Below are 22,285 nucleotides of genomic sequence, written 5' to 3' on the forward strand. Positions count from 1 at the left end.
AAGACTGACTTAGCCAATTATTCTGGGACAGATTGGGAATATGAAGGCAAGACTTACTCAGGCTCTTACGGACAGGGGCCTAAAGGTGAATATCGGAAAGAAACAACTGATGTGGGTCGCTTTCCGGCTAATGCCTTTGGCCTCTATGACATGCATGGCAATGTGTGGGAATGGTGTTTAGACCATTGGCATAAGAATTATGTTGGAGCACCGGCTGATGGAAAAGCCTGGTTATCCTCTGATGACAATGATTTAAGACTGCTGCGGGGCGGTGCCTGGAACGCCGACCCTGGTTTCTGCCGTTCGGCTCTTCGTAACTGGCTCGCGCGCGGCAATAGGAACAGCTATATTGGTTTTCGAGTTGTCTGCGCTTCCTCGTGGACTTTGTAGCTCTTTTACCCTGAAGAAATAAAAACTGTTTTTTCTTGCACTTAGGGTAAGTGTAGGGTAGCTACGCTCAGGTGCAATTAGGATTTTGAAAGAAGTAGGGTGGGCTGCCCACCCTACCTATCTGCTTAAGGAGCCCCACCCATGTCTGACCAACCACAGCTTTATGTCATTGCTGAATTTGAAGAAACAGAAAAAATCACCTCTATTGAGGGTGAACGCAATGGCGATGATACCGGTGGTGGCTGGGGAGATGAGCCGACTCAAGGGCCGATGGAAGTGATCAGGCAACGCCTAAACCGTAAACGAGTGCCCCTGGATGCTCAGGCTTTGAAAACACAAATGCAGGGAATGCTGGCGGTAGTTAATGATTTATTTGACCAGGCGACGACGGAAACAGGATTGCAGTTAAATGAAGTGGAACTGTCGGTGGAAATCAATGCGGAAGGTCAGCTTAGTTTGGTTGGTAATGGTGGCAAGCTAGGGAACTCAGGCGGTATTACCCTGAAGTTTACACGTCCAGATGGAAAAAGCAATTAGGCTTGCAGCTCAAAGCTGTTTGAGTAATTTGAAATTCAGATATCGTATCTTTAACTGCCTTCTGACTGCTGGTTATGGCCAGAAACTGGGCAATTACTATCGGTATTAATGGTTATCGCTACCTGCAACGGCTGAACTATGCGAAGCGGGATGCGGACTCAGTGCGTCAGTTTTTTATCGATGAGCTTAAGTTTGAGCAGGTCTATCACTTCTCTAATGATGCAGCCCCGATTCCCCAGGACTATGGTCCGGATCTAGATGCGGTGCCCACCTGTGCTACACTGCGGCGATTTTTTCGGACACGTTTTGAAAAGCCATTTTTACGGGAGGGTGATAATCTGTGGTGCTTTTTTGCTGACCTGCAAAATTGACTTTCAATCCTTGTCAGGTCGATTAACGCGGATAAGTTTTCCTGCCAACGTATCTTCCTTCGAGATCGCTGCATCAACGCGATTAGCAAATCTCTCTCGGTTCAAATCTTCCGTACAAACAACAATACCAGCATGCTCTGAACTCTGCCGATGCAGGCGAATAAAGTCAGCCCGATTTATAGTTAACACAGCCCGGTTTTGATCTGTCGCATAGGCCAGCACCTGATCATCTGGAATACCCTGGTTAGCCTGACCAGCTTCCTGAACAGTTAAAACATCATGGTCCAACTGCTTTAGTTTTTCGCTTACCTTTTTAGGAAATCCTTCATCTGAATAAAGTCGAGCCATGGTTATGCTGCCGCTTGTCGCTGAATAGCAGCAGTAATCTCATCTATGTGAGCTGTGGCATAGAGCCAGGCATTAGCCAGATCAGTCGCTGTTAAGCCTGGATAATCTTCAAGCAAATAGGCTTCCGTCGCTCCCTGGTTACGTAAGCTCACCAGCAACCAAACCGGAATTCGTGTTTGACGAATACAGGCATCGCCCCCCATCACCCCTGTTGTTTTTTTAATGCCAGGCCAACTGTTAGTAAGACTGGCAACCAATAAATTGATCGCCTGGGCTTTTTCGTCTGGCGATAGGGCTAATAATTGAGGTTGAAGTTGCTGGAGCGTCATAAAGGTACTTTCTGGGCCAGGCTCAGGGGGCTTAACCCTATTCTAGTCAGTTAATTTTCAAAACCTGATTAGGTGGAGACGAGCGTCAGGAACTCAATGAGTATGAACGTATTGAACATCTACCAGGAGGGGATGAGGTATCGGATCATACATTGAATACTGCATTTAACCTGTCTGACTAGTTGCGTACATCGCAGCCAATCAAAAACTCAAAACCATCTAAATTCAATAACTTTAGAGGTACCTAAAGGAATATGGACTAAAAATGGACTAAATTTCGAGAGCTATTTTTAGGTCAAAACATCCTTTAAAGTCTGCCGCACCCCTAGGATACCCCTATCCAATCTATAGCTGGGAATTGCAGTATTTGCGATCGCAATCGACACAAATAACCTGTAGTTTATGGCAACACTCCCAAAAAAGTGACCTAAGTTTACTGCGTCTCTATCACCTTCAAGAGATAGATTCACAATCATAGGCATCTTTCGTGTCTTAAAATAAGACTCACTGACTTAATGTGAGTCTTGAGATTGCGATCTTGATCTTGCCTTGAGACAAAGCGTTTCTTGCAAATATGACCGCTGCAACAGCATTAAGCTATCCAACGTAAAAATAGGCTGCCTCAATGCAAGTACAGTCGAGTCAGGCACCTATGACTATTTCACTGAGGCTATTGTTGGTGAGTCAGAGGTGGTGGGGTATGTGCCATTGCCCAACGAGGTTTGCAACCTGGCTTTTGATCACTTTACTGATAAGCGCATCGGCACAGCTTTTGGTGGAGAAGCACCCACTAGTCTGACAATTGAGGCGTTAGTCAAAGTAGAACGAGAGCTTTAGGCAGCCTGAGTCGGCAGTTAAATCACACACTCTGTTGACATCCTGACACAACTCCAATGGGGTAGCTGGGAGCAGGAGAGGTGCGATCGCAAATTAAATCTCAAAACAAGACTATATAACTTCAAAACAAGACCAATGTAAAGACTCTGAATCTCAAATTAAGACTTTCATGTAGCCCCACCATCACATGTTGCAAAAAGCTAGGCAGTCAAGCCCATGAACACTAAGAACCACTCATTGTCTTAAAAATAGACCCTAAGTATTGACATGAGGCTCAATATGCGTAGAGTGTGTCTAGCCATAAAACAAAGATTGGTTTCCCCATGTCCGACATAACCAATGCATTAGACAGTGTCACTACAGCCATTAATACCCTCGAGCCCCACGTTTCCGTCGAAGCTGACACCCATAACCTCATGAGTGTGGAATCAGTGCAAAAGGTGCTAAACCGTTCCCGAGCATCGGTTTATCGCTATGCCAACACCGATGCTCTAATTCTTAATCCCCCATTTGACCATAAGCGTCTTAACCCTGAATCAAGACATCATAAAGAAGAGCCGCTGATGTTCCATCCCAACGAAGTAGCCCGCTTTGCTCAAGATGTTTTAGGGATTAAACAGGTCACCATTGAAATTAGCCAACCAGCAGAAACCATTACCCATCAACTTCTACGCCAGGTACTGGCTGAACTGAAGGTGATTCGAGAGCTGATAGAACAAAGCCATTAGACTGCCCCATAGTGTTGGACAAGCCATGAACTTGGATACGGCTTATACTTTATATTTTAAGCTGCGTCTAGATCCACAAACCAGTGCTAACCTTGGATCAAGTGAGCATTGTCAAGATTTGCATTTTGACATATACCGGCAGGAATTTAGCATGGCCCCGTTGATGTTTACCCTAGTGGATGTCGGCAGTTAGCACCCATCACAAACTACTCCTTTATGAACAGACCACCATAGGGTCACTTAACATCTTTAAATTCATACCCTCCAAGGCCTATACGTCAATGAGAGCAACGTATACCTTAGTTTTTTATCATTTTTTGCATATCCTCCAGCATGGAATCTGCCAGTCAGTTAGAGTCTAATTCTGAACCCCCTCATAGTCCACTTGTAGAACTACTAGGTACTTTTATTGCCTTAGCAACCCTGACATTGCCCCTATTTACGGTAACTTATTTTTCATCAATACCCATCGATACCCTGAATGGTTTACCTTACTCGGCAATACAAACAAACGAATAAGATCTAACCACTCCGTGGGTGCTGTCTCCCTTTTCTCCTAAAATGCTATCGGGATAGACGGTTTACGTTTATCCCGACTGCTCATTAATAGTTGGAGAAGTATCGTGGATTTATCTCGTATTCCTGCTCAGCCTAAGCCAGGTCTGATCAACGTATTGATCGAGATTACAGGCGGCAGCAAGAATAAGTATGAGTTTGATAAGGATATCAATGCATTTGCCCTAGATCGCGTCCTTTTCTCGTCTGTTCAGTATCCCTATGACTACGGTTTTGTACCCAACACATTAGCTGATGATGGCGATCCCCTAGATGGCATGGTCATCATGGATGAACCCACATTCCCTGGATGTGTGATCGCAGCTAGACCTATCGGTATGCTCGAAATGATCGACGGTGGCGATCGTGACGAGAAAATTTTATGTGTTCCTGACAAAGATCCTCGTTATGCAGGTGTTAAAACTCTAGATGACATTGCATCTCATCGTTTAGATGAAATTGCAGAATTCTTTAAAACCTACAAAAACTTGGAGAAGAAAGTAACCGAAATCTTGGGTTGGAAAGGCCTGGATGAGGTGCAACCTCTTGTAGAAAAGTGTATTGCTGCTGCTAAGTAGTCCGGTATGGAGCTAGTAATCTCCGAATAGTGGATTAAGCATTATAGGGATACATCACCGTATAAAATGTGTCCCTATAATGCCTACTAGTATCCTTGAGGTTACAGGGGACAACCAACCTTACATGAGCATGCGTACAGTTTGGGGATACACGCCGTGAGTGTATCTGCCTATATGTCAGGCACAGAAAGCACACTACAATTTCAATCGGGCCTCTTGATTAAATTTTGGGGGGTGCGTGGCAGCGTACCAACACCAGGTGCAGCCACAGCCTTCTACGGAGGCAATACATCCTGTATTGAGGTTTTGGCCGATCAACAGCGTTTTATTTTTGATGGTGGCACCGGTCTTAGGGTGCTAGGTGAAACCTTATATCAAACGTCAGTGCCTGTGGAAGGCCATCTGTTTTTTACCCACACCCAATGGGATCGCATTCAAGGATTTCCATTTTTTTTACCAGCCTTTGAAGCGGGCAATCACTTTCATATCTATGGTGGAATAGCTGCTAATGGGGCTTCCATCAAACAGTGTTTAACAACACAGATGCTTAAACCAGGGTTTTCGCTTCCCCTACACACCATGCGGGCTAATCTCACATTCCATGACATTACCCCTGGTGAAACCCTGCAAATTGGCAATGTTCAAATTGAGCCCATCGGCTTAAATGTTGACAATAATGCCCTTGGATACCGACTGAATTATCAGGACAAGTCGGTGGTATATGCCACAGATACTGATTATGAGCATCTTGACGAAAATCTACTATTTCTAGCCCATCACGCAGATTTACTCATCTACGATGGCCTATATATAGATATGTGCGATCAGATCCAAATTCCGTCTTCCCAGAAACCATGGCAAGCGGCCATTAACCTGGCCCAGGCAGCCCAGGTCAAACGACTTGCCATGGTTCATTATGGTCCTCGCCAAACTGATGCCATGTTAAAGGCCTTCGCACATCAGCTTAAAGATGTTGAGCCTCAAGTTTTGCTGGCCCATGAAGGGATGGTGATCAGTTTGGCGAAAAACTAAACATTAAAGAGGGTTACGGGAAAAGTTACTGTTGCGGCTGGGGCGGCGGCTGTCATCACCTTTGGGTTTAGCCTTATTCACCCGTAGCTCACGTCCAAGCCACTCGGCACCATCTAATTCGGCAATGGCCAAATCTTCTTCCTCATCTTTGACCATGTTGATAAAGGCAAAGCCACGACGTTTACCAGTTTCACGGTCAACAGGCAGTGTAATGCGGGCCACTTCACCGTACTCGACAAATACATCCCTAATATCATCTTCTGTGGCTTGGAATGACAGATTTCCAACGTAAATAGTCACGATTACTCTCCGATGCTTACGTGCTCAGCTGCTCTCAAATGCTTGGTAGTAAACAGCCTACTCGGGTGATATCATACCGCACAGCTTTTCGTTCAGAGTGCGCAAACGGTGTTTTTTCATCTTCAAATTATTAATTTCTCACGTTCTCATAGCTGGGCTCAGGCTTCATGTTTCTAAAACTAGTTGTGTCGAACTACCAAGATTCATCAATTATTTTCGGCTAACTCATCAGTGATCCTAGATTGACACAACATACTTGGGTATTCGCCGATATTGCTACCCGGCGGATAAGGAGAGCCCATCATGCACACATTTGAAGTGTTCGTCGATATTAAAGAATGTGCTGGGAAAAATCATGCCAGCAATCGTATTATGGCGACTCGCTATGAAATAGATGCCAGTGGTCGCACAGATGCCCACGACACTGCACTATTTAAAGCAGGGCAAGAATATCCTAAAGCAACTGAATATGACATTCGGATCACTCGTCTTCTTAAGTAAACGGTAAAACTCAAGGTTTCAGCCGGTGCTTAGGTCGATCATGCCCCAAGCATCTTTATCCATATATGGTCTATAGTCTGCTGTGTCCCAGTCTGGTCGTAGAACTAGACTGGGATTATTTGTTTTGGGGCTTGCCGAGCTATAGTGAACACCCTGACTTCCCCGACGATAACTGTCCTGGACATCACTATTACATCTAGAAGAAAGGGATATCTACCACGGCCAAGAGCCCCAACGGCATGCCAGAAAGTCTAGTTATTAATCTAGTTGCGGAATCAACTATCCCGTTCCAATATCTTCGAGGGTATCATCTACACCGATTGTTTTTAGCCCTCATTAGTGCCGTTGATGTAGACCTGAGTCAAACGCTACAAGCATATAGTTATCGAGCGTTTGCTTTGAGTCCGTTACAGATGGCGTCTCAACCTCAAACCACGTCAGCCCGCAACCTTAAATTTTTACTCCCGCGTCAGCAGTTAGAAACCACTACATTTCAATATGCGAATAGTTCAATGCCCGCCGGATCTCACTGCTGGTGGCGGATTGCTCTACTAGATGATGGGCTGTTTAAGCACATCAGCTCACGATTGGAACAGGTAGCTGCCCGTAAACCTTGGTATCTGGGACCTGCGCGATTACACATCACAAATTTTGCACCGGCCAATATTCCAGAATGGACCAGCCATATTAGTTATCAACAACTGTATAAGCAAGCGTCTGACAGTAACCGTCACTTGACGTTTCAGCTCATTACACCTGCGGTTTTTCGCCAGGGAGAACAAGAGTCTCCACTACCCACACGCGATGCTGTTTTTCACGGTTTGCGCAAGTGCTGGAATCGCTACAGTGGACTGGTATTCGCCCCTGACACCATTACCCCCATTGTTGCAAAAACCTTTGATTTGCGTACGGTCACAGTGTCCATTGGTGGTAATAAAACAATTATTGGCTGCCTCGGTGATTTAACATTTCAAATTTCAGGTACAGCGGATCCGTTGATTATTAAGCGTATCAACGCGCTGACGAACTTTAGCCGTTACTGTGGTATTGGCAATAAAACATTTCTCGGTCTGGGTATGGTACGAGCGATCACGGCGACCAAATAAACTGCTCAATGGTGTGGGCTAACCGTCGCAGGTCAAACTTATCCAACCGTTCCATAGAGTTACGAGAAACAATCCTGCGACCAATTTCAGCAATGGGTAATCCGTGGGGAACATCAATGAAAGACCAATCAACGGCAGTGCGTCGACCCAGATGATAGCGAACGGTCTTAGATAGCAGCTGAATGGGGCGGGCACCCGTTTGAATCAGCACCTGATCTGACCAGCCATTGACATGGATAATTGTATTGGCTGGGGACGACACTCGGATGATCATCACGTAGTTCAAACGCCATAACCCCACTCGCTGACGATACACTTGCACTTGCTCAATGTGGCTGAGGTGATAGTGATTAACCTGTCGCTGACGTTTTCGACCCCGAGGAATTTCGTGGACAATGGTGAACCGATTAAACGCTTTGTTGAATATACAGGTGGCTACCTCAGGATAGAGTGTTGGCACAAAGGGCTCTACCAAGATCAATAAAATGCCTGCTGCCATCAACACCACCCACAGCAATGGCGCTTGACAATAACCTAGCCAGACCACACTAACTAAGCTAAGTGACCCCAGTCGTGCCAGATTCGTAACGCTTCCGGCAATGTGATGACGCCCTAAATTTGAGAAGCGCAATACTAACTCACGCTTATTGTGTCGAAGCTGTCTCACGTGATTTGGTTGACATCCTTAGAATGCCAAATTACACCAATACATTCAGCCGAGCTCTATGCGACACTTTGTTATACCCGTCATAATAATTCATTTGTACTGAAAGACAACATCCGTTATACTGCCCCTGGTCCATATTTGAATAAGGTATCAAACTCTTAGTCCAACACTTACGCTGATCTGCGCTGAATTTAAAGTCTTTATATTTTGCATGGGGCCAAGCCAAGCGTTTTATCACAGTTACTAATGGCATCTCTTACGTTGTCTGACTCAGATCTTTTAGACCTTGAACTTGGTCGTAAAGCCCGTAACCAACTGAGCTCTAAGGATAGAGCTATACATAACTGGTATCGGTTTGTCTTGTCTTTTCCGCCTCACTTAGTGAGACATTATTTACATCGACTGCAAGCGACTGAACAAACTGTTGTTTTAGATCCGTTCTCTGGAACAGGAACCACTGTCGTTGAAGCGAAAAAACTGGGTCTACCTGCCGTTGGGCTAGAAGCAAATCCAATGGCGCATTTTGCATCCTCTGTAAAACTAGATTGGTCACCGCTACCGGAGCATTTGTCCCAAACCGCTGAGGTGATTGCGGCAGCCGTGCGGGACGAGTTAGATCTATTACCAAATCTTGCCCCAAGCTTATCTCCAGAAGCAGCTGGCTTATTGTTTAAAGATGCCATTAGTCCCCGTCCGCTCCAAAAAGTTCTGACGTTGTTAGGGCATATTGATCGAGACCGTTCTAGCGTCGCTTGGCGACATTACCGCCTTGCCTTAGCGAACTCAGCGGTATTTGCGAGCAATCTACGATTTGCTCCGGAGGTGAGTGTTTCCCGCAAACACAAGTCCGATGCTCAGGTGGTTGCTCATTGGTTACAACAGGTCAACATAATGGTCCAGGATTTGAGTGCTTTAGGGAATGCATTTTCACCAACCCAGTCTGCTGTTGTGCATTTGGGGGATGCTCGTCAGCCCCATCGTCATATTGCGCCCAACTCGGTTGATGTGGTGATTACATCACCTCCCTATCCCAATGAAAAAGACTATACCCGGACTACCCGTCTAGAGTCAGTACTCCTGGGATTTTTGGAAAATAAGGCTGGTTTGCAAGCAATTAAGCATGAACTGGTGCGGTCTAATAGCCGTTGTGTCTATCGTGATGACGATGATGATCGATGGATTCAAAACTATCCTCAGATTTTAGAGATTGCCGATACCATCAATCGACGACGGAAAGAACTGGGTAAAACGAGTGGGTTTTCTCGACTGTATGCACGGGCAACAACGCTTTATTTTGGTGGGATGGCCTGTCATCTGGCTAATTTGCGATCGCGACTCCGTCCCAATGCCCGATTAGCCTACGTTGTTGGGGACCAGGCATCCTACCTACAGGTGCATATCCCCACGGGCTCCCTGCTCGCCCACATTGCTCAAGATCTCGGTTATGAACTGATGGGTATCGACCTTTTCCGCACAAGACGTGCGTCTAAGACCGAAGTAGATCTTAGAGAAGAAGTTGTTTTGCTCCGTTGGCCCGGTTAAAACATCTCTTTGGGCGCATGTTATACGTAGCTGTTGCACAACATATTACCTGCCCAAAAGCTTGCTTTAATGGTGTTGTACAGCCTGATATAAACATTGTTGTTGGTCGCCGAAATCTTTTTAATTCAAGAGTTTAGTTGGATCTCTCTAAATTCAGACTTTACCCTGGTAGATTGTGCGCAACAGTCAAGCGATCCAGTAAAGTACAAACCTGTTCATCCGTGACCTGCTCAAAATTGTCATACCATAGCCCAATGGCAAACAGACGGTTGGGAATACACAAACACACCAGCCGATCTACCTGCTTTTTAAGTTGTTGGTATGCATTTTGAGAGGCAATGGGTACAGCTACAATCAATTGCCTTGGATATTGAGATCTCACCCCCATCACCGCCGCCCGCATAGTTGCCCCAGTGGCTAACCCATCGTCAACCAAAACAACAATGCGATCATAGACATTGACTTTAGGGCGATTACCGCGATACACCTGTTCTCGGCGTTGTAACTCTTGCTGCTCCTGGGCCGTAATCTCTTCAAGCTGCTGTTTAGTAATTCCCAACCAGCGGACAACGTCATAGTTAATCACCCGTGCACCATTTGCGGCAATGGCTCCGATGGCATGTTCCTTATTATCGGGATCTCCTAACTTGCGTACCAAACAAAGATCCAGGGTTAGGTTGAGGGTGCGGGCAATCTCGTAGGCCACGGGCACCCCACCCCGTGGCAGGGCTAACACTAAAACATCCGCACGATTGGCGTAGGCTTGGAGCTGTAGCGCTAGTTTCTGGCCTGCCTCGGTGCGATCGCGAAATCGAGTGTTCATGCTTTTTCCCATAGCCATTACCCCTACTCCACGATAGGTACACCCCCATTAAACCGAAGTAACCGTCTGGGGTTTCATGGTTTCAAGTACTTGCCAGGCGATGTCACATTCTTGTTGAATCTGAGCATCTTCATCATCAATGATTCGAGCATGCTGTAACGCTGATTGTACTCGTTGGGAGAGTTCATCCCGAGACAGGGCACCTGGGTGTCCTTTCATCAGCATGTCCGTCAATGAAATAATGCCCAGTAGCTGGTCATCCTCAATTACCGGAGCTCGATGCACACCTGTGGCTGAGAAAATTTGGGCCGCTTCCTGTAACGTGGCATTCATGGGCATGCGGATACAAGGACGTCGCATTACATTGCTAACCCGAGTAAAGTGTGGAGAGCTGCCCTTAGCGATCACCTTATAGATAATATCTCTCTCAGTTACAATCCCATAGGGACCCTGACCTTCAGCCTCTTCTACAATTAGCGATCGCACGCGCTTAGTCCGCATCAGCCAAATTGCATTTTCTACCGTTGCCGAACTGCGAATGACAATCACAGGCTTGGTCATAATGTCTTTCACAAATAGCATGTCGTCCTCCCTGAACAATGACTCCGCCGTCCATAGTTCCTCCCATACCTTTTGTAGGTAAAGAATCTGAGGAATTTATGAAGGGGGATCGTAGTGCATCACGTTCAAGATTTACAGACTACTAGATGTGCATCCGTTTTCAGGGTTGAGTTTTGAAGATTGAATGGCGACACTGACGTATACCCCACATTATTCCAAGGCATAGCTCAAGACTAGGGGCTCTAAATTGAGGGCTTCAGGGGGACAAAAATTAACTTCTAAAAAGGCCACAACATCTTTTTCCTGGGGATTTCCCCGATTTCGTCCCGTCACCCCTGCCGCAATCATAACGCCGCAGCAACCATGACTTTTGATTTGCTGTTGATGCCATTTATCTAGGGCAGTGCGATGTTGACCATCGCTCACGTCATATTCATGGAATAGGTGGAAACTATTATCACCAGCTTGCCAAATACCCAATTGAAATGTGAGCTGACTAAACGGATCATGACCAGGATTGAAACACATGGACTTAATCCCGCCGATTAACTCGATGTGCTCAACCAGGGCCATGGCTTTAGGGCGAGATGTTTGAACAATTACCACAGGCCAAGCGGCTTTTTTGGCGCTAGCTTTAACGCTAGCAACAGGCTGATAGTACATGTTTCCAGTGCGCAGTTGCTTGAGGCGGTCTGGAGGTAGCTTGGTCAGTAAAATCAGAGCGCCATCAGGGACAAGATCATCGTGCAAGATAGGACCACTGGCAAAATTCTCTCCTAGATCCAACATGTCCTCAGTTTCTGCCATCAAATTAGTCGAAACCTCTGGCAGTGACTTCACGTTTACCGTGCATTGTTTAGGATGGCTGCCTTCCATAGGGTTAGGCACTCGGAAGGTTTTTTCAATGGGCTCTAAAACATTAAGGGGATCGGGCGCTTTTTTAAAAAAGCGATGCAGGGCCTCTAATGCCACGATCAACGTAGCGGCCTCCGCCTCATCTAGTTCATGGCGCATCCCTTCAAGGGGGTGGATACTGCCAAATTCATAGTCATCAGGTTCTGGCTGGCGGGGGCGTTCGACAACGTAGTTTAGAAAAAAGCAGTCCTGCGTCAGAAAAATTTGCTGTAGATCCTGGGGAGACATAGACATGGGTAAATCGGCGCTGATGCTATCGCAATCCAGAACGCGCTCACGAAATTGCAATAGTGAATCCAAATTGCGATAAAACAGCAAACCATAGTCCACATCGGCCATGCCTAAAATAGACACATACAGCGTATCCACATCCCATTGATTTAACTCAATCGCCAGTAGTTCCTGCTCACTAAGTTGATACCAAGGCGCTTCATGCCACAACGCCAGCGCTTTTTGACGAAGACTCTCGCTGTAATTTGCCGGCAAAGAGGAGGACGGTACGGAGAAGTGGGACAACACATGATCAAAAATTTCGTCTACCCAAGGCAGCTTAGCCCCATAGACAACATCGATCTCTAAATCCTGAAGCACACCCCGCAAAAAAAACTGTAACTCTCGATCGTTGACAACAACTCTCTGGGGACGGCTTGGTTCAGCAGGTCCTTGAGGATGTTCTATCGCCTGCAGTAAACTCCGCGCTACGGCGTCATACCCACTATTGGCAGAGATCAGATCTACACTGCGTACATACCCCTGATTGCCATCAATCCACAAAATACAGTCACGCTCATCTTCCTGGGCTTCAGGCATAGAAAAACGTCCCCCCTCCCAAACACTATCCGTTTGGGGTAGCTTTTGAATACGACGGCGGGTAAACGGGCTCAGTGGAGGCATAAATATGGGTATATAAACAGCCTCTATTGTGGAGAAGAATCAAACCATTGGCTATGTCCCGATAGATTTGTTCAACTATTGAGGGTAATAAACGTGGCTGTATTCAATGATTGCCATTGAAGCTAGAAAAGCGCTCTATCAGTCCCTGAAGCTACACTATATAAGTATTAACGGCAGAATTTTAGTTAACCACACGACCCATGACCCAAGCTACTCAATCGCAACAGGGAATCATGATGACTGAGGCGGCTCTCTCCCACCTCCTCGCGTTAAAAGAGAAACAGGGAAATGACCTGTGTCTGCGAGTCGGGGTACGTCAGGGAGGCTGCTCTGGCATGTCTTATATGATGGACTTTGAAACCCTTGGCAATCTTGGCGAGCACGACGAAGTGTTTGACTATGAAGGCTTCAAGGTTATCTGTGATAAAAAGAGCATGCTCTATCTCTACGGACTGGTGCTCGACTATAGCGATGCCCTCATCGGTGGTGGCTTTCAATTTACGAATCCCAACGCTGACCAAACCTGTGGCTGTGGCAAGTCGTTTAGTGCCTAAGGCGGCTTAAAATGGGAAGGTTTTCGATAAAAACTTCCCATGAGCCAAACCATTGATGAACTGTTTGAAGAGGGGTTGAACCGCTACCAGGCAGGTGAAAGTGTCGATACTCTGATTCCTATGTTCAAGGAACTTAGCGCACAGGCACCCAAAAATAGTGCTATCTACACATGCCTGTCATGGCTCTATTTACTGGCGGAGAAACCTACTGCTGCCTATAAAGCTGCTCAGAAAGCCATTAAGATCACACCTCAAGACCCTCAAGCCCATATCAACATTGCGATCGCAATTCTTGATAGCGGTCGTAAAGGAGTACGGGAACATATCGAATTAGCAACTCAACTTGTGATGTCAGTTGAGGAGGTTCAAGACGATATACGGCAGAATTTTAAAGAAGGATTAACTAGAAAACCCGATTGGGCCAGTCTTAAAAAAGTAGAAAACTGGATTTTCAATAGCTGAAACCCCTGTTTGTAAAGGGCATGTGGCGTCAACGTACGATCCACTTGGGATACTTTAAGGGTTTACAGAAATTTATGAATTTTTGTTTTTTTGCCCTAAAAACATCAGGCGCTACCCCCCTTAACAAACGTCGGGTAGTGGGTGTTCGTTAGCTTTTTGTAAGGGTTGCGGGGCAATGATCCCCGCTTTTTTTTGCATTTTTTTGAGGTCAGATAACTTAACGCTCGGAATAAAAAGGAACTGATAAGCTTAAGAAAAGATTCCAATAAGATTTTCTTTTTGTTGGAACTCACCCCGTTGCAAGGAGTCTTAAAAAAATGGATAAGCATGCTGTAGAAGTTAAGCCTGAAACTAGAAACCACAAGGGGTTCTTTGTTCAGGATGGGCCCTATGAATTGATGGGAATCGAAAAGTCTGGTTGGGCTTTAATTTGTATCGATGATTCAGTTTGCCACTACGTTGATCCTGACAATTTAAAAGCTTCTCAAGGACTTGATGTTGATGCTGTGTAGGGCTTTACCCCTCATCCCTTCTGTTGTTCACCGTCGGTAAAACTCAGCTTCTACAGTATGGCTATCCTGATTGGATCAGCCATATTTTTTTGTCTTTTTGCGATGCCAATTTCAAGGTCAATGTGCATCTTAAATATGACTAATAAGAGGCTGGTACTTGACTGTTTCGGTGTTTGTTAGAGTGTTAAGAGTTTCCTTTTTAAGACATTAAACTTTACTGAAAAATGTCATCATATTTGCTATCTCCGGGCGATCTACTGATGACTTTGGGGCAAATATTCAGTCAAGTTTGCTCCGATTGTGCTCGATTAATTGCCCTTTAGGGTTGATAATCTGACCTATTAGACCGTAAGTCGCTTTTGTTGTCTGAATGAAAGATCGCTTAATCAACTGGTTAAATACAGCATTAACCATCAACCTTTTCTTTGTGCTGCTCAGTTTTGGGTGGTTTGTAGTGTCCTTAGCAGGCAAAGCTGCCCATATTAATTTGGGGTTCGACATCTGGTACAGCCTGTGGGACCCCCTATTTATGCCCTCCATTGGTATTTTGATGGCAGGGGCCATCGCCATCGGTGTGATTAACTGGGTATCAAATCGTTTTTTTGCTAAGGGATAATTATGTGGAGACGTTCCATGGAACGTCTCCACATAATTGTTTGACCTACATAATGATCAATAAACCCTGGCGTGCCAACGCATGAGCACCTTAGCCAGTCGTGGTGGGTCGTGGCGAATGGTGCCCTTTTCGGTTTCATGCATGACATTGGCGATGACAATGCGGCGACCTGAAGCGATGACGGCATCTCGATCAAACACCACTCGCTCTGCCCCCTCTTTGCGATAACGCTCTAGTGCCGCTGTCGAGGGTGAACGTTTTTGCACAAGGACAGCATCAAATAACCGGCGACCGCAGGCTCGGTCAATGGCACGAATATGCTCAGAAACACTGTAATCGTCGGTTTCACCGGGTTCGGTCATGATATTGCACACATATACACGGGGGACCTGGGCAGATGCGATCGCATCTGCAATATCGGGCAACAGTAGATTCGGCACAATGCTGGTATAAAGGCTACCTGGGCCAATGATGATATAGTCAGCTTCCTTAATTGCTTCGATGGCTTTAGGCAGAGCTGGTGGCGCAGATGGAGTACAGCCAATATTGACGATGCGGCCCCGCGCCTTCGTAATATTCGACTCTCCCTCAATCCGCCGACCATCGCTGAGTTCTGCCCACAGCTTGACATCGCTGAGGGTGGAAGGCAGCACTTTACCCCGTACCGCCAGTACCTGGGAACTGGCCTCAATGGCCTTTTCCCAGTCGCCAGTTATTTCGTTCATGGCGGCCAAAAACAGGTTGCCAAAACTGTGGCCGCTGAGACCGCTGCCGCTGCTAAAGCGATATTGAAAAAGTTCAGTGACCAGTTTTTCTTGATCGGCCAGGGCGGCCAGACAGTTGCGAATATCGCCAGGGGGCAGACCGCCCATTTCCCGCCGTAGTCGCCCTGATGAACCGCCGTCATCTGCCACGGTCACAATGGCAGTGATATTAGCGCTGTAACGTTTTAACCCGCGTAGCATGGTAGATAAGCCCGTTCCACCGCCAACAACCACAATGCGGGGACCGCGATTGAGTTTACGATGGGATGCGATCGCATCCCATAGGCTACTTTCCTGGCTGCCCGGTAGCAAAACTTCCGTAATTGACCCCAGGGTACGACTTTGCCCCCAAATAATTAGGGATAATCCAAAGATGATGGCCAGCGGTCCACTAATGTATCGGGGTATCAGCTGAGTGATCGTACGCAGTACCGTAGATACAAATCGAACGGTCAAAAAGACGGGGGTTAATCTTAACCAAATCATGGCCCCTAGACCCACCAGGAGCACCCCCACTGTGCTTAGAAACAGCCAGCGTTTGACTAAAAGACCCGGTAGAAGCCAGCGTACCCAGCGCTTGTTCACTGGGGTTAAATCCTTTGTTTCTTGCCAAACAAATCGGATATTACGCTTTAAAAACTTCCTAATTGAACCGATCCACAAGAGCATAGGCTTATCTCTCACGCCCTTTTTATAACCTTGGGTTATCTTGTCATAAGCTGTCCCCAGCTCGTTAGCGAGTTATAGCAACCACCGCCATGTCTGTCCCAGAACCTAACGCGATTGTTCCCCAGTCTCCCTGCGGAGGGGATACCCCAATTCTTGAACTCAAGGGTATTTCTAAACGATTTGGTAGCAATCAGGTACTTAACAATGTTGACCTAACTGTTGAGCCCGGTGAAGCCGTCGCCCTCATCGGCCCATCAGGTACGGGAAAATCGACTATTTTGCGTATCATTGCGGGGTTGCTCGCTGCTGACAATGGCGATGTTTTTGTGGCTGGCCAGCAGCGCCACGGGTTGATTGAAGATGCGACAAACGATCCGGTCAATATTGGCATGGTGTTTCAACAGGCAGCCCTGTTTGATTCATTGACAGTACAGGAAAATGTCGGGTTTTCCTTATATCAAAACTCTGATTTAGCAGAGCGTGAGATTAATGAACTGACTAAACATGCCCTGGAGATGGTGGGGCTACCGAACATTTGCGATCGCTACCCAGCCGAACTCTCAGGCGGTATGCGCAAGCGAGTAAGCTTTGCCCGCGCCGTCATCAATAATCCCCGTGAGGCCGAAGAAAAGCCAACGGTTTTGCTCTATGACGAACCAACTGCCGGATTAGATCCCATTGCTTCAACGGTGATTGAAGATTTAATTCGTGACATCCATGGCAACCGGGGCTGTAGCACTTATTTAATTGTCACTCACCAGGACAGCACAATTCGTCGCACCGCCGATCGTGTCGTTATGCTGCACAAAGGCTCCATTCAGTGGATGGGACCTGTTGAAGACATTGACTCTACCCCTAACCCCTATGTCCGACAGTTTTTTAGTGCCGCCATCGACGGCCCGATTCGAGTTACCAATTGATTCTGTTAAATGTAGCGAAATTGAAACCGCGCATTTCCCTGGATCAGAACAATATTTCTGAATATGGGACGACTTTCTAGATATAGACGAGGTTTAGACTCCCCTTTATAATTTTCCCCAGGGTGTACGACTGGCTGTACTATCTACCGTTAATCCCATAGGAAACTAATGCGTGCAAGAACCATTCGTGAAGGCTCTGTTGGCCTGCTAGTACTGGCAGGTGTGGCCCTCTTTGGCGGTCTGGTTATATGGCTAAGAGGTGTGAACTACGGTCAGCGTAGTTATCGCCTGTTGGTGGATTTTGAAAGCGCCAACGGTATCCTGGAAGGCTCCGCCGTTAGTTATCGTGGTGTGCAAGTCGGCCAAATTACTCGCATGACCCCAAGCTCGAATACAGTGGTAGTCGAGATTCAGATCAATAAATCAGACCTGCGTATTCCCGCCGAGTCAGTCATTAAAACAAGTCAGTCGGGACTCATTGGTGAAACGACGATTGCCATTCAACCGCCATCAGACGTCAGTGTGAACGACGATTCCTTACCTGAGCCCATTGCACGCGACTGTGATAGTAGCGTAATTCTCTGCAATGGCGACCGGGTGAATGGCTTGGTGGGGGTGAACTATGAGGATTTACTGGAATCCTCCCAGGAGATTTCTGAGGCCCTTGCCGACCCTGAGCTCTTGGCAGATGCTAGGGAAATTCTGGACAATACTCGCCAAATTTCGGGTAACGTCGTTGGCCTGACCGATGAAGTGACTTTGATGGCTCAAAGTCTACGCAATGAAATTCAACCCCTATCCGTATCAGCACGCCAGACCTTGGCGTCTGTATCGGAAGCAGCTAACCAGCTAGAAGCAACCACTGTGCGTACATCTGAGCAATTAGATGTCACATTGACCCAGGTCAATACGATGCTGGCCAGCAACCAAGATGATCTGGCCATTACCCTTGACAACATTAGTGCTAGCACGGGGCAGTTGCGTTTGGCTTTAGATACCCTCAGCCCCGTCATCCAGGATGGCACTCTGGTGAACAACATTGAGCTTTTAGCCACCAATGCTGCCGTTGCATCCCAGGATTTGCGGGATATTTCTTCGAGACTTAACACCAGCGAAAACTTAGTCCTGCTACAGCAAACCATCGAATCCGCCCGCGATGTGTTTCAGAGCGCCCAAAAAATCATGGCCGATGTGGACACCTTGACCGGCGATCCCACCCTACGCAGTAATGTGCGGGATTTACTCAACAGCCTCTCCAATCTGGTGTCCTACACAGGGGATTTAGAAGACCAAACTGAGGTGGCTGCCCAGCTTAACCATCAGGGGCAAATTGTCACAGATCTGGAACACAGTCTGGAAGAAGCATCCATCCTGGATGCTCCCGCTGACACAACTGAGCCTGAAATGGATGAAGCGGTTCCTGTCCTGCGATATAACGGTGAACGCTACGTCACAGACTTAGCCAATAGCGCGCCCCTTTCACCCGTTAATGACCCCACAAAAAATGACCCCACAAAGAGCGAGTAGGCAATGACTCTACTCGCTTTTTGCTAACTAGTTACAGCCTACAGCCTGACATTTTGCAACTCTTGTCGGGGGTTATAGCTGCGTACATTACGCAGTTGCTCGTACAGAGCACGCTCTTTATCAGTAACGCTTTTGGGCGCTTTAATCATCACCGTTACCAGCTGATCGGTGCGACTGCCCTTGGGTTTGGGCCATCCTTTACCTCGCAAACGCAGGGTTTGACCAGAGCGAATCCCGGCAGGAATATTGACAGTAACACTACCGTCAGGGGTAGGGACGTCAATTTTGGCCCCTAACACGGCCTCATCGGGAGAGATAGAGACTTCGCACACCAGGTTATTGTCGCCATCAAACTGGAAAAAAGAATGGGGTTGAATATCTACCGTCAGGTAGATGTCGCCCCGCTGCTGGGTGTAAGGATTCATTTGTCCCTTACCCCGCAGACGGATTTTGCTACCCGGTTTTACACCGGCTGGAATTTTGACTGTCAGTGCATCACCACCGATGCGAAACTTTTTCTGAGAACCATTAAACGCATCTGACATGGCCAGAGTGATGCTGGCTTCTTGGTCAAACTGGGCACTATTATTGGCCCCAGCGGTTTCAAACCCAAACCCTGGGCCGCCACCGGTGGACTGACGATAGGTCGTGCGGGCTCCACCGGGGAAGCCGCCGCCTAACCCTCCCAACAGTTCATTTAGTAGCTCATTAAAACTGCCGTAGTTGCTAAAGTCGAAGCCACCAAAATCGCCCGGGGCTGCGCCTGCACCTGCACGCCCCCCCTGTTGCCAATAACGGCCAAACTGGTCATATTTTCGACGTTTTTCCGGATCCGATAAGATCTCGTTTGCTTCGTTGATTTCTTTAAATTTGGCTTCAGCTACTTTGTCGCCAGGGTTAACGTCTGGATGGTATTTACGAGCGAGCTTGCGAAAAGCACGTTTAATGTCGTCCGTGCTAGCGGATTTACTGACCCCCAGAATTTGGTAATAATCTTTGAAGTCAGTTGCTGCCATAGCCAAGCTCCTCGTTGCGATCGCACAATGCCGTTACGGTATTTTCTTGATTAGCCTAGCAAAGCTTGTAAGGGAAAGAGGTTCGGTATTCCGCCGTTAAAACCTAATCCTTTTTAAAGACTAGAGCTTTGCCATTGCGCCCTGCGGTCCATGTCTGTTCTTTTGAACCAGTTACTTACTACTTCAAACCGTTCCTAAGTCATCCGGGGGCCAAAAGCGTACAGTAGCATGGCCGATTATATTTTCTATGGGTAAAAAACCCCAAATGTGACTATCATTACTGTCGTTACGATTGTCTCCCATGACAAAAACAGTATTGTCTGGCACCGCGACTGGGGTCATCTCATAGTTAGGAGCAGCCAGAATATAGGGTTCTGTTAGGGGCTGATCATTGCGATAGACCTGACCTTGACGGACAGCTAATGTGTCACCAGGCAAACCCATAACCCGTTTAATAAAGGCCTGCTCAGGCCGATAGCCAATGGCCTGGAGCTGTGGCGGTGGTTCAAACACCACAATATCGCCATGGTGCGGTGGATGGAAACGATAGGAGAGTTTTTCGATCAGCAACCGATCGCCAATATGTAAGGTTGGATCCATCGAGTTAGATGGAATAAATCGAGGTTCTGCAATAAATAGTCGAATGACCACGGCGATTGCCATAGCAATGGCCACCAATCTGGCATTGGACTTCACCATGGTTTGCAGTGATGTTCCCAACGTGGTTTCGGGAGAAGATTTTTCAGCGGTCATTCCAGGCCTAATAATGTGCCTAGCAATTTTACCTTCTCCATACCCTATGTAGGGGCGTTCCATGGAACGCCCCTACATAGGGTTATTCTCTATTCCCCGACACATAATCCGCCCGTGTGCCCCGTGCATCCATGGCTGCACCTAAGCTATTCAGGGCATGGATATAGGCCGCCGTGCGCACCGATGTTTTGTGGGTTTGGGCAATGTGCCAAATCGTATCGGCCGCCGCCACTATTTGTTTCTTCAGGCGTTGATTAACTTCGTCGAGGGTCCAATACAGACCGCTGCGATTTTGCACCCACTCAAAATAGCTCACGGTCACTCCCCCGGCATTGACCAAAATATCGGGAAAGACGGTAATGCCTTTGGCCTCTAAAATGTCGTCGGCGTCGGTACTGATGGGCCCGTTGGCCACTTCAAAGATATAGCGAGCTTGAATCGCATCGGCGTTGGCTGCGGTAATTTGGTTTTCCAATGCCGCTGGAATCAAGATATCCACATCTAAGCTGAGCAACGTATCGTTGGTAATCACTTCGTGCTCAACAAGATTGCACACACTGCCATCACAGTAGACGGCTTTAACAGAGCGGGTATCAGCCTTGAATTTTTGAATACTGGGAATATCTAGTCCATTAGGGGTATAAATGCCCCCACGCGAATCACTCACGGCAACAATGGTGTAACCTGCGTCAAATAGATGCCGAGCGACCACCGCACCAGCATTACCAAAACCTTGAACGGCAACAGTTTTTGGAGAGGATGGCTGTTTGCCTGATCGTTTGTTTGACAGATGCTCCATCATGGCTTCTAGCACGTAAAACGCACCAGTCCCCGTCGCTGTAGATCGACCTAAACTCCCCCCCAGGGCCACAGGTTTACCGGTAATCACTGCCGGGCTGCGCTGCTGGCGGATGATGCTGTACTGATCCATCATCCACCCCATGATCATGGGATTTGTGTAGACATCGGGGGCCGGAATATCTGTATCAGGACCAATAAAGTTTGCGATCGCATCAATATATCCTCGGCTTAACCGTTCCAACTCTGCTTTGGAAAGCTCTTTGGGGTTAAGGGTAACGCCTCCCTTGGCCCCACCAAACGGGATATTGAGCGCCGCACATTTAAACGTCATCCAAAACGCCAGGGACTGAACTTCATCCAACGTCACCTGGGGGTGGAAGCGAATCCCTCCCTTTGTGGGTCCACGAGTGTCATCAAAATGCACACGGTATCCTTCAAAAACCTTCAGGGATCCGTCATCCATACGCACCGGAATAGACACCTTAAGACTTGCTTTGGGGGCTTTTAACCGCTCCGCCGCATCCTCAGAAATCGTCACGTACTTGAGTGCCCGATCCAGGCGACGGCTGGCATCAGTCAGTAGAGATTTAGTCATAGTCCCTATGGTATGGGAGCCAACGCCGGATCCAAGGATATTGTTACGGAACGTGCCCAAAATCGCGGTCAGCTAAATCTAA

General features: G+C 47.3%; 28 protein-coding genes. 17 read left to right on the forward strand and 11 right to left on the reverse strand.

Annotated features, from left to right (window positions below; genetic code table 11):
* From DXZ20_RS26830 to DXZ20_RS26840, 3 genes are all read left to right on the forward strand, one after another.
* Nucleotides 1-390: formylglycine-generating enzyme family protein (locus DXZ20_RS26830; protein ID WP_163703628.1), on the forward strand; the 390-nt coding region annotated here is incomplete at its 5' end.
* A gap of 141 nt (nt 391-531) precedes the next feature.
* Nucleotides 532-927, forward strand: coding sequence for a Pepco domain-containing protein (locus tag DXZ20_RS26835; RefSeq protein ID WP_163702162.1), 396 nt, complete (start codon nt 532-534; stop codon nt 925-927).
* A gap of 74 nt (nt 928-1,001) precedes the next feature.
* Entirely contained in the window at nt 1,002-1,298 is a 297-nt protein-coding gene (locus DXZ20_RS26840; RefSeq protein ID WP_163702164.1) for a caspase family protein, read from the forward strand.
* Between the two features lie 3 nt (nt 1,299-1,301).
* Here the strand turns inward: DXZ20_RS26840 and DXZ20_RS26845 are convergent, their stop codons facing one another.
* Nucleotides 1,302-1,646: a DUF5615 family PIN-like protein gene (locus DXZ20_RS26845; RefSeq protein ID WP_163702166.1), complete on the reverse strand. Its 345-nt coding sequence runs from the start codon at nt 1,644-1,646 to the stop codon at nt 1,302-1,304.
* A 2-nt stretch (nt 1,647-1,648) separates the two neighbouring features.
* On the reverse strand, nt 1,649-1,975 hold the full coding sequence (locus DXZ20_RS26850; RefSeq protein WP_006514026.1) for a DUF433 domain-containing protein: 327 nt from the start codon (nt 1,973-1,975) through the stop codon (nt 1,649-1,651).
* A 549-nt stretch (nt 1,976-2,524) separates the two neighbouring features.
* On the opposite strand from DXZ20_RS26850, the gene DXZ20_RS37845 reads away from it, so the two are divergent.
* The 5 genes from DXZ20_RS37845 to DXZ20_RS26875 all read left to right on the forward strand — a co-directional run bounded on the left by DXZ20_RS37845 (nt 2,525) and on the right by DXZ20_RS26875 (nt 5,705).
* Nucleotides 2,525-2,812: a hypothetical protein gene (locus tag DXZ20_RS37845; RefSeq protein WP_250565940.1), complete on the forward strand. Its 288-nt coding sequence runs from the start codon at nt 2,525-2,527 to the stop codon at nt 2,810-2,812.
* Nucleotides 2,813-3,135: 323 nt separating this feature from the next.
* The gene (locus tag DXZ20_RS26860) at nt 3,136-3,540 is read left to right on the forward strand and encodes a resolvase (protein WP_163664092.1); all 405 of its coding nucleotides are present in this window, start codon (nt 3,136-3,138) and stop codon (nt 3,538-3,540) included.
* Nucleotides 3,541-3,873: 333 nt separating this feature from the next.
* Entirely contained in the window at nt 3,874-4,059 is a 186-nt protein-coding gene (locus tag DXZ20_RS38865; RefSeq protein WP_006514021.1) for a TLTLP motif-containing protein, read from the forward strand.
* 104 nt (nt 4,060-4,163) lie between these two features.
* Nucleotides 4,164-4,673: an inorganic diphosphatase gene (locus DXZ20_RS26870; RefSeq protein WP_163664090.1), complete on the forward strand. Its 510-nt coding sequence runs from the start codon at nt 4,164-4,166 to the stop codon at nt 4,671-4,673.
* A 156-nt stretch (nt 4,674-4,829) separates the two neighbouring features.
* On the forward strand, nt 4,830-5,705 hold the full coding sequence (locus tag DXZ20_RS26875) for an MBL fold metallo-hydrolase (protein ID WP_348917943.1): 876 nt from the start codon (nt 4,830-4,832) through the stop codon (nt 5,703-5,705).
* A gap of 3 nt (nt 5,706-5,708) precedes the next feature.
* On the opposite strand, the gene rbp is transcribed toward DXZ20_RS26875, so the two are convergent.
* Entirely contained in the window at nt 5,709-6,005 is a 297-nt protein-coding gene (rbp, locus tag DXZ20_RS26880; protein WP_006514018.1) for an RNA-binding regulator, read from the reverse strand.
* A gap of 303 nt (nt 6,006-6,308) precedes the next feature.
* Here rbp and DXZ20_RS26885 point away from each other — a divergent pair, with 303 nt between their 5' ends.
* Nucleotides 6,309-6,506: a hypothetical protein gene (locus DXZ20_RS26885; RefSeq protein WP_006514017.1), complete on the forward strand. Its 198-nt coding sequence runs from the start codon at nt 6,309-6,311 to the stop codon at nt 6,504-6,506.
* A 239-nt stretch (nt 6,507-6,745) separates the two neighbouring features.
* Entirely contained in the window at nt 6,746-7,612 is an 867-nt protein-coding gene (gene cas6, locus DXZ20_RS26890; RefSeq protein ID WP_163702168.1) for a CRISPR-associated endoribonuclease Cas6, read from the forward strand.
* Here cas6 and DXZ20_RS26895 read toward each other — a convergent pair.
* Nucleotides 7,596-8,279: a hypothetical protein gene (locus DXZ20_RS26895; RefSeq protein ID WP_163702170.1), complete on the reverse strand. Its 684-nt coding sequence runs from the start codon at nt 8,277-8,279 to the stop codon at nt 7,596-7,598. The two genes, cas6 and DXZ20_RS26895, sit on opposite strands and share 17 nt — an antisense overlap.
* A gap of 246 nt (nt 8,280-8,525) precedes the next feature.
* Between DXZ20_RS26895 and DXZ20_RS26900 the strand changes: the two genes are divergently transcribed.
* A complete protein-coding gene (locus tag DXZ20_RS26900; RefSeq protein ID WP_250565941.1) occupies nt 8,526-9,821 on the forward strand; it encodes a DNA methyltransferase in 1,296 nt (431 codons plus the stop codon).
* Between the two features lie 160 nt (nt 9,822-9,981).
* Here the strand turns inward: DXZ20_RS26900 and DXZ20_RS26905 are convergent, their stop codons facing one another.
* From DXZ20_RS26905 to DXZ20_RS26915, 3 genes are all read right to left on the reverse strand, one after another.
* Nucleotides 9,982-10,644, reverse strand: a complete 663-nt coding sequence (locus DXZ20_RS26905; RefSeq protein WP_163702171.1) for a phosphoribosyltransferase — start codon at nt 10,642-10,644, stop codon at nt 9,982-9,984.
* 48 nt (nt 10,645-10,692) lie between these two features.
* Nucleotides 10,693-11,226 carry a CBS domain-containing protein gene (locus DXZ20_RS26910; protein ID WP_163702173.1) on the reverse strand — a complete coding sequence of 178 codons (534 nt, stop codon included), beginning with the start codon at nt 11,224-11,226 and terminating at the stop codon, nt 10,693-10,695.
* A 189-nt stretch (nt 11,227-11,415) separates the two neighbouring features.
* The gene (locus DXZ20_RS26915; protein ID WP_163664075.1) at nt 11,416-13,014 is read right to left on the reverse strand and encodes a DUF6930 domain-containing protein; all 1,599 of its coding nucleotides are present in this window, start codon (nt 13,012-13,014) and stop codon (nt 11,416-11,418) included.
* A 200-nt stretch (nt 13,015-13,214) separates the two neighbouring features.
* Between DXZ20_RS26915 and DXZ20_RS26920 the strand changes: the two genes are divergently transcribed.
* From DXZ20_RS26920 to DXZ20_RS26935, 4 genes are all read left to right on the forward strand, one after another.
* The gene (locus DXZ20_RS26920) at nt 13,215-13,568 is read left to right on the forward strand and encodes a HesB/IscA family protein (RefSeq protein WP_006514010.1); all 354 of its coding nucleotides are present in this window, start codon (nt 13,215-13,217) and stop codon (nt 13,566-13,568) included.
* Between the two features lie 39 nt (nt 13,569-13,607).
* Nucleotides 13,608-14,030 (forward strand): tetratricopeptide repeat protein, encoded by a 423-nt coding sequence (locus DXZ20_RS26925; RefSeq protein WP_163664073.1) that lies wholly within the window; start codon nt 13,608-13,610, stop codon nt 14,028-14,030.
* 317 nt (nt 14,031-14,347) lie between these two features.
* Complete coding sequence (locus DXZ20_RS26930; protein WP_006514008.1) at nt 14,348-14,542, forward strand: hypothetical protein; 195 nt, start codon at nt 14,348-14,350, stop codon at nt 14,540-14,542.
* Between the two features lie 370 nt (nt 14,543-14,912).
* A complete protein-coding gene (locus DXZ20_RS26935; RefSeq protein WP_163664070.1) occupies nt 14,913-15,158 on the forward strand; it encodes a DUF8620 family protein in 246 nt (81 codons plus the stop codon).
* 56 nt (nt 15,159-15,214) lie between these two features.
* Here DXZ20_RS26935 and DXZ20_RS26940 read toward each other — a convergent pair whose 3' ends face one another.
* Nucleotides 15,215-16,591: a gluconeogenesis factor YvcK family protein gene (locus DXZ20_RS26940; protein WP_163664068.1), complete on the reverse strand. Its 1,377-nt coding sequence runs from the start codon at nt 16,589-16,591 to the stop codon at nt 15,215-15,217.
* A gap of 89 nt (nt 16,592-16,680) precedes the next feature.
* On the opposite strand from DXZ20_RS26940, the gene DXZ20_RS26945 reads away from it, so the two are divergent.
* The gene (locus tag DXZ20_RS26945; protein WP_163702176.1) at nt 16,681-17,511 is read left to right on the forward strand and encodes an ABC transporter ATP-binding protein; all 831 of its coding nucleotides are present in this window, start codon (nt 16,681-16,683) and stop codon (nt 17,509-17,511) included.
* 168 nt (nt 17,512-17,679) lie between these two features.
* A complete protein-coding gene (locus DXZ20_RS26950) occupies nt 17,680-19,038 on the forward strand; it encodes an MlaD family protein (RefSeq protein ID WP_163702178.1) in 1,359 nt (452 codons plus the stop codon).
* A 38-nt stretch (nt 19,039-19,076) separates the two neighbouring features.
* Here DXZ20_RS26950 and DXZ20_RS26955 read toward each other — a convergent pair whose 3' ends face one another.
* The 3 genes from DXZ20_RS26955 to DXZ20_RS26965 form a co-directional block, all read right to left on the reverse strand.
* Nucleotides 19,077-20,054 carry a DnaJ C-terminal domain-containing protein gene (locus tag DXZ20_RS26955; RefSeq protein WP_163664062.1) on the reverse strand — a complete coding sequence of 326 codons (978 nt, stop codon included), beginning with the start codon at nt 20,052-20,054 and terminating at the stop codon, nt 19,077-19,079.
* A 183-nt stretch (nt 20,055-20,237) separates the two neighbouring features.
* A complete protein-coding gene (gene lepB, locus DXZ20_RS26960) occupies nt 20,238-20,753 on the reverse strand; it encodes a signal peptidase I (protein WP_250566207.1) in 516 nt (171 codons plus the stop codon).
* Nucleotides 20,754-20,889: 136 nt separating this feature from the next.
* Complete coding sequence (locus DXZ20_RS26965; protein ID WP_163664060.1) at nt 20,890-22,203, reverse strand: Glu/Leu/Phe/Val family dehydrogenase; 1,314 nt, start codon at nt 22,201-22,203, stop codon at nt 20,890-20,892.
* Nucleotides 22,204-22,285: the final 82 nt, after the last annotated feature.

This window comes from Adonisia turfae CCMR0081 (assembly GCF_011009555.1).
Taxonomy (GTDB): Bacteria; Cyanobacteriota; Cyanobacteriia; order Phormidesmidales; family Phormidesmidaceae; genus Leptothoe; species Leptothoe turfae.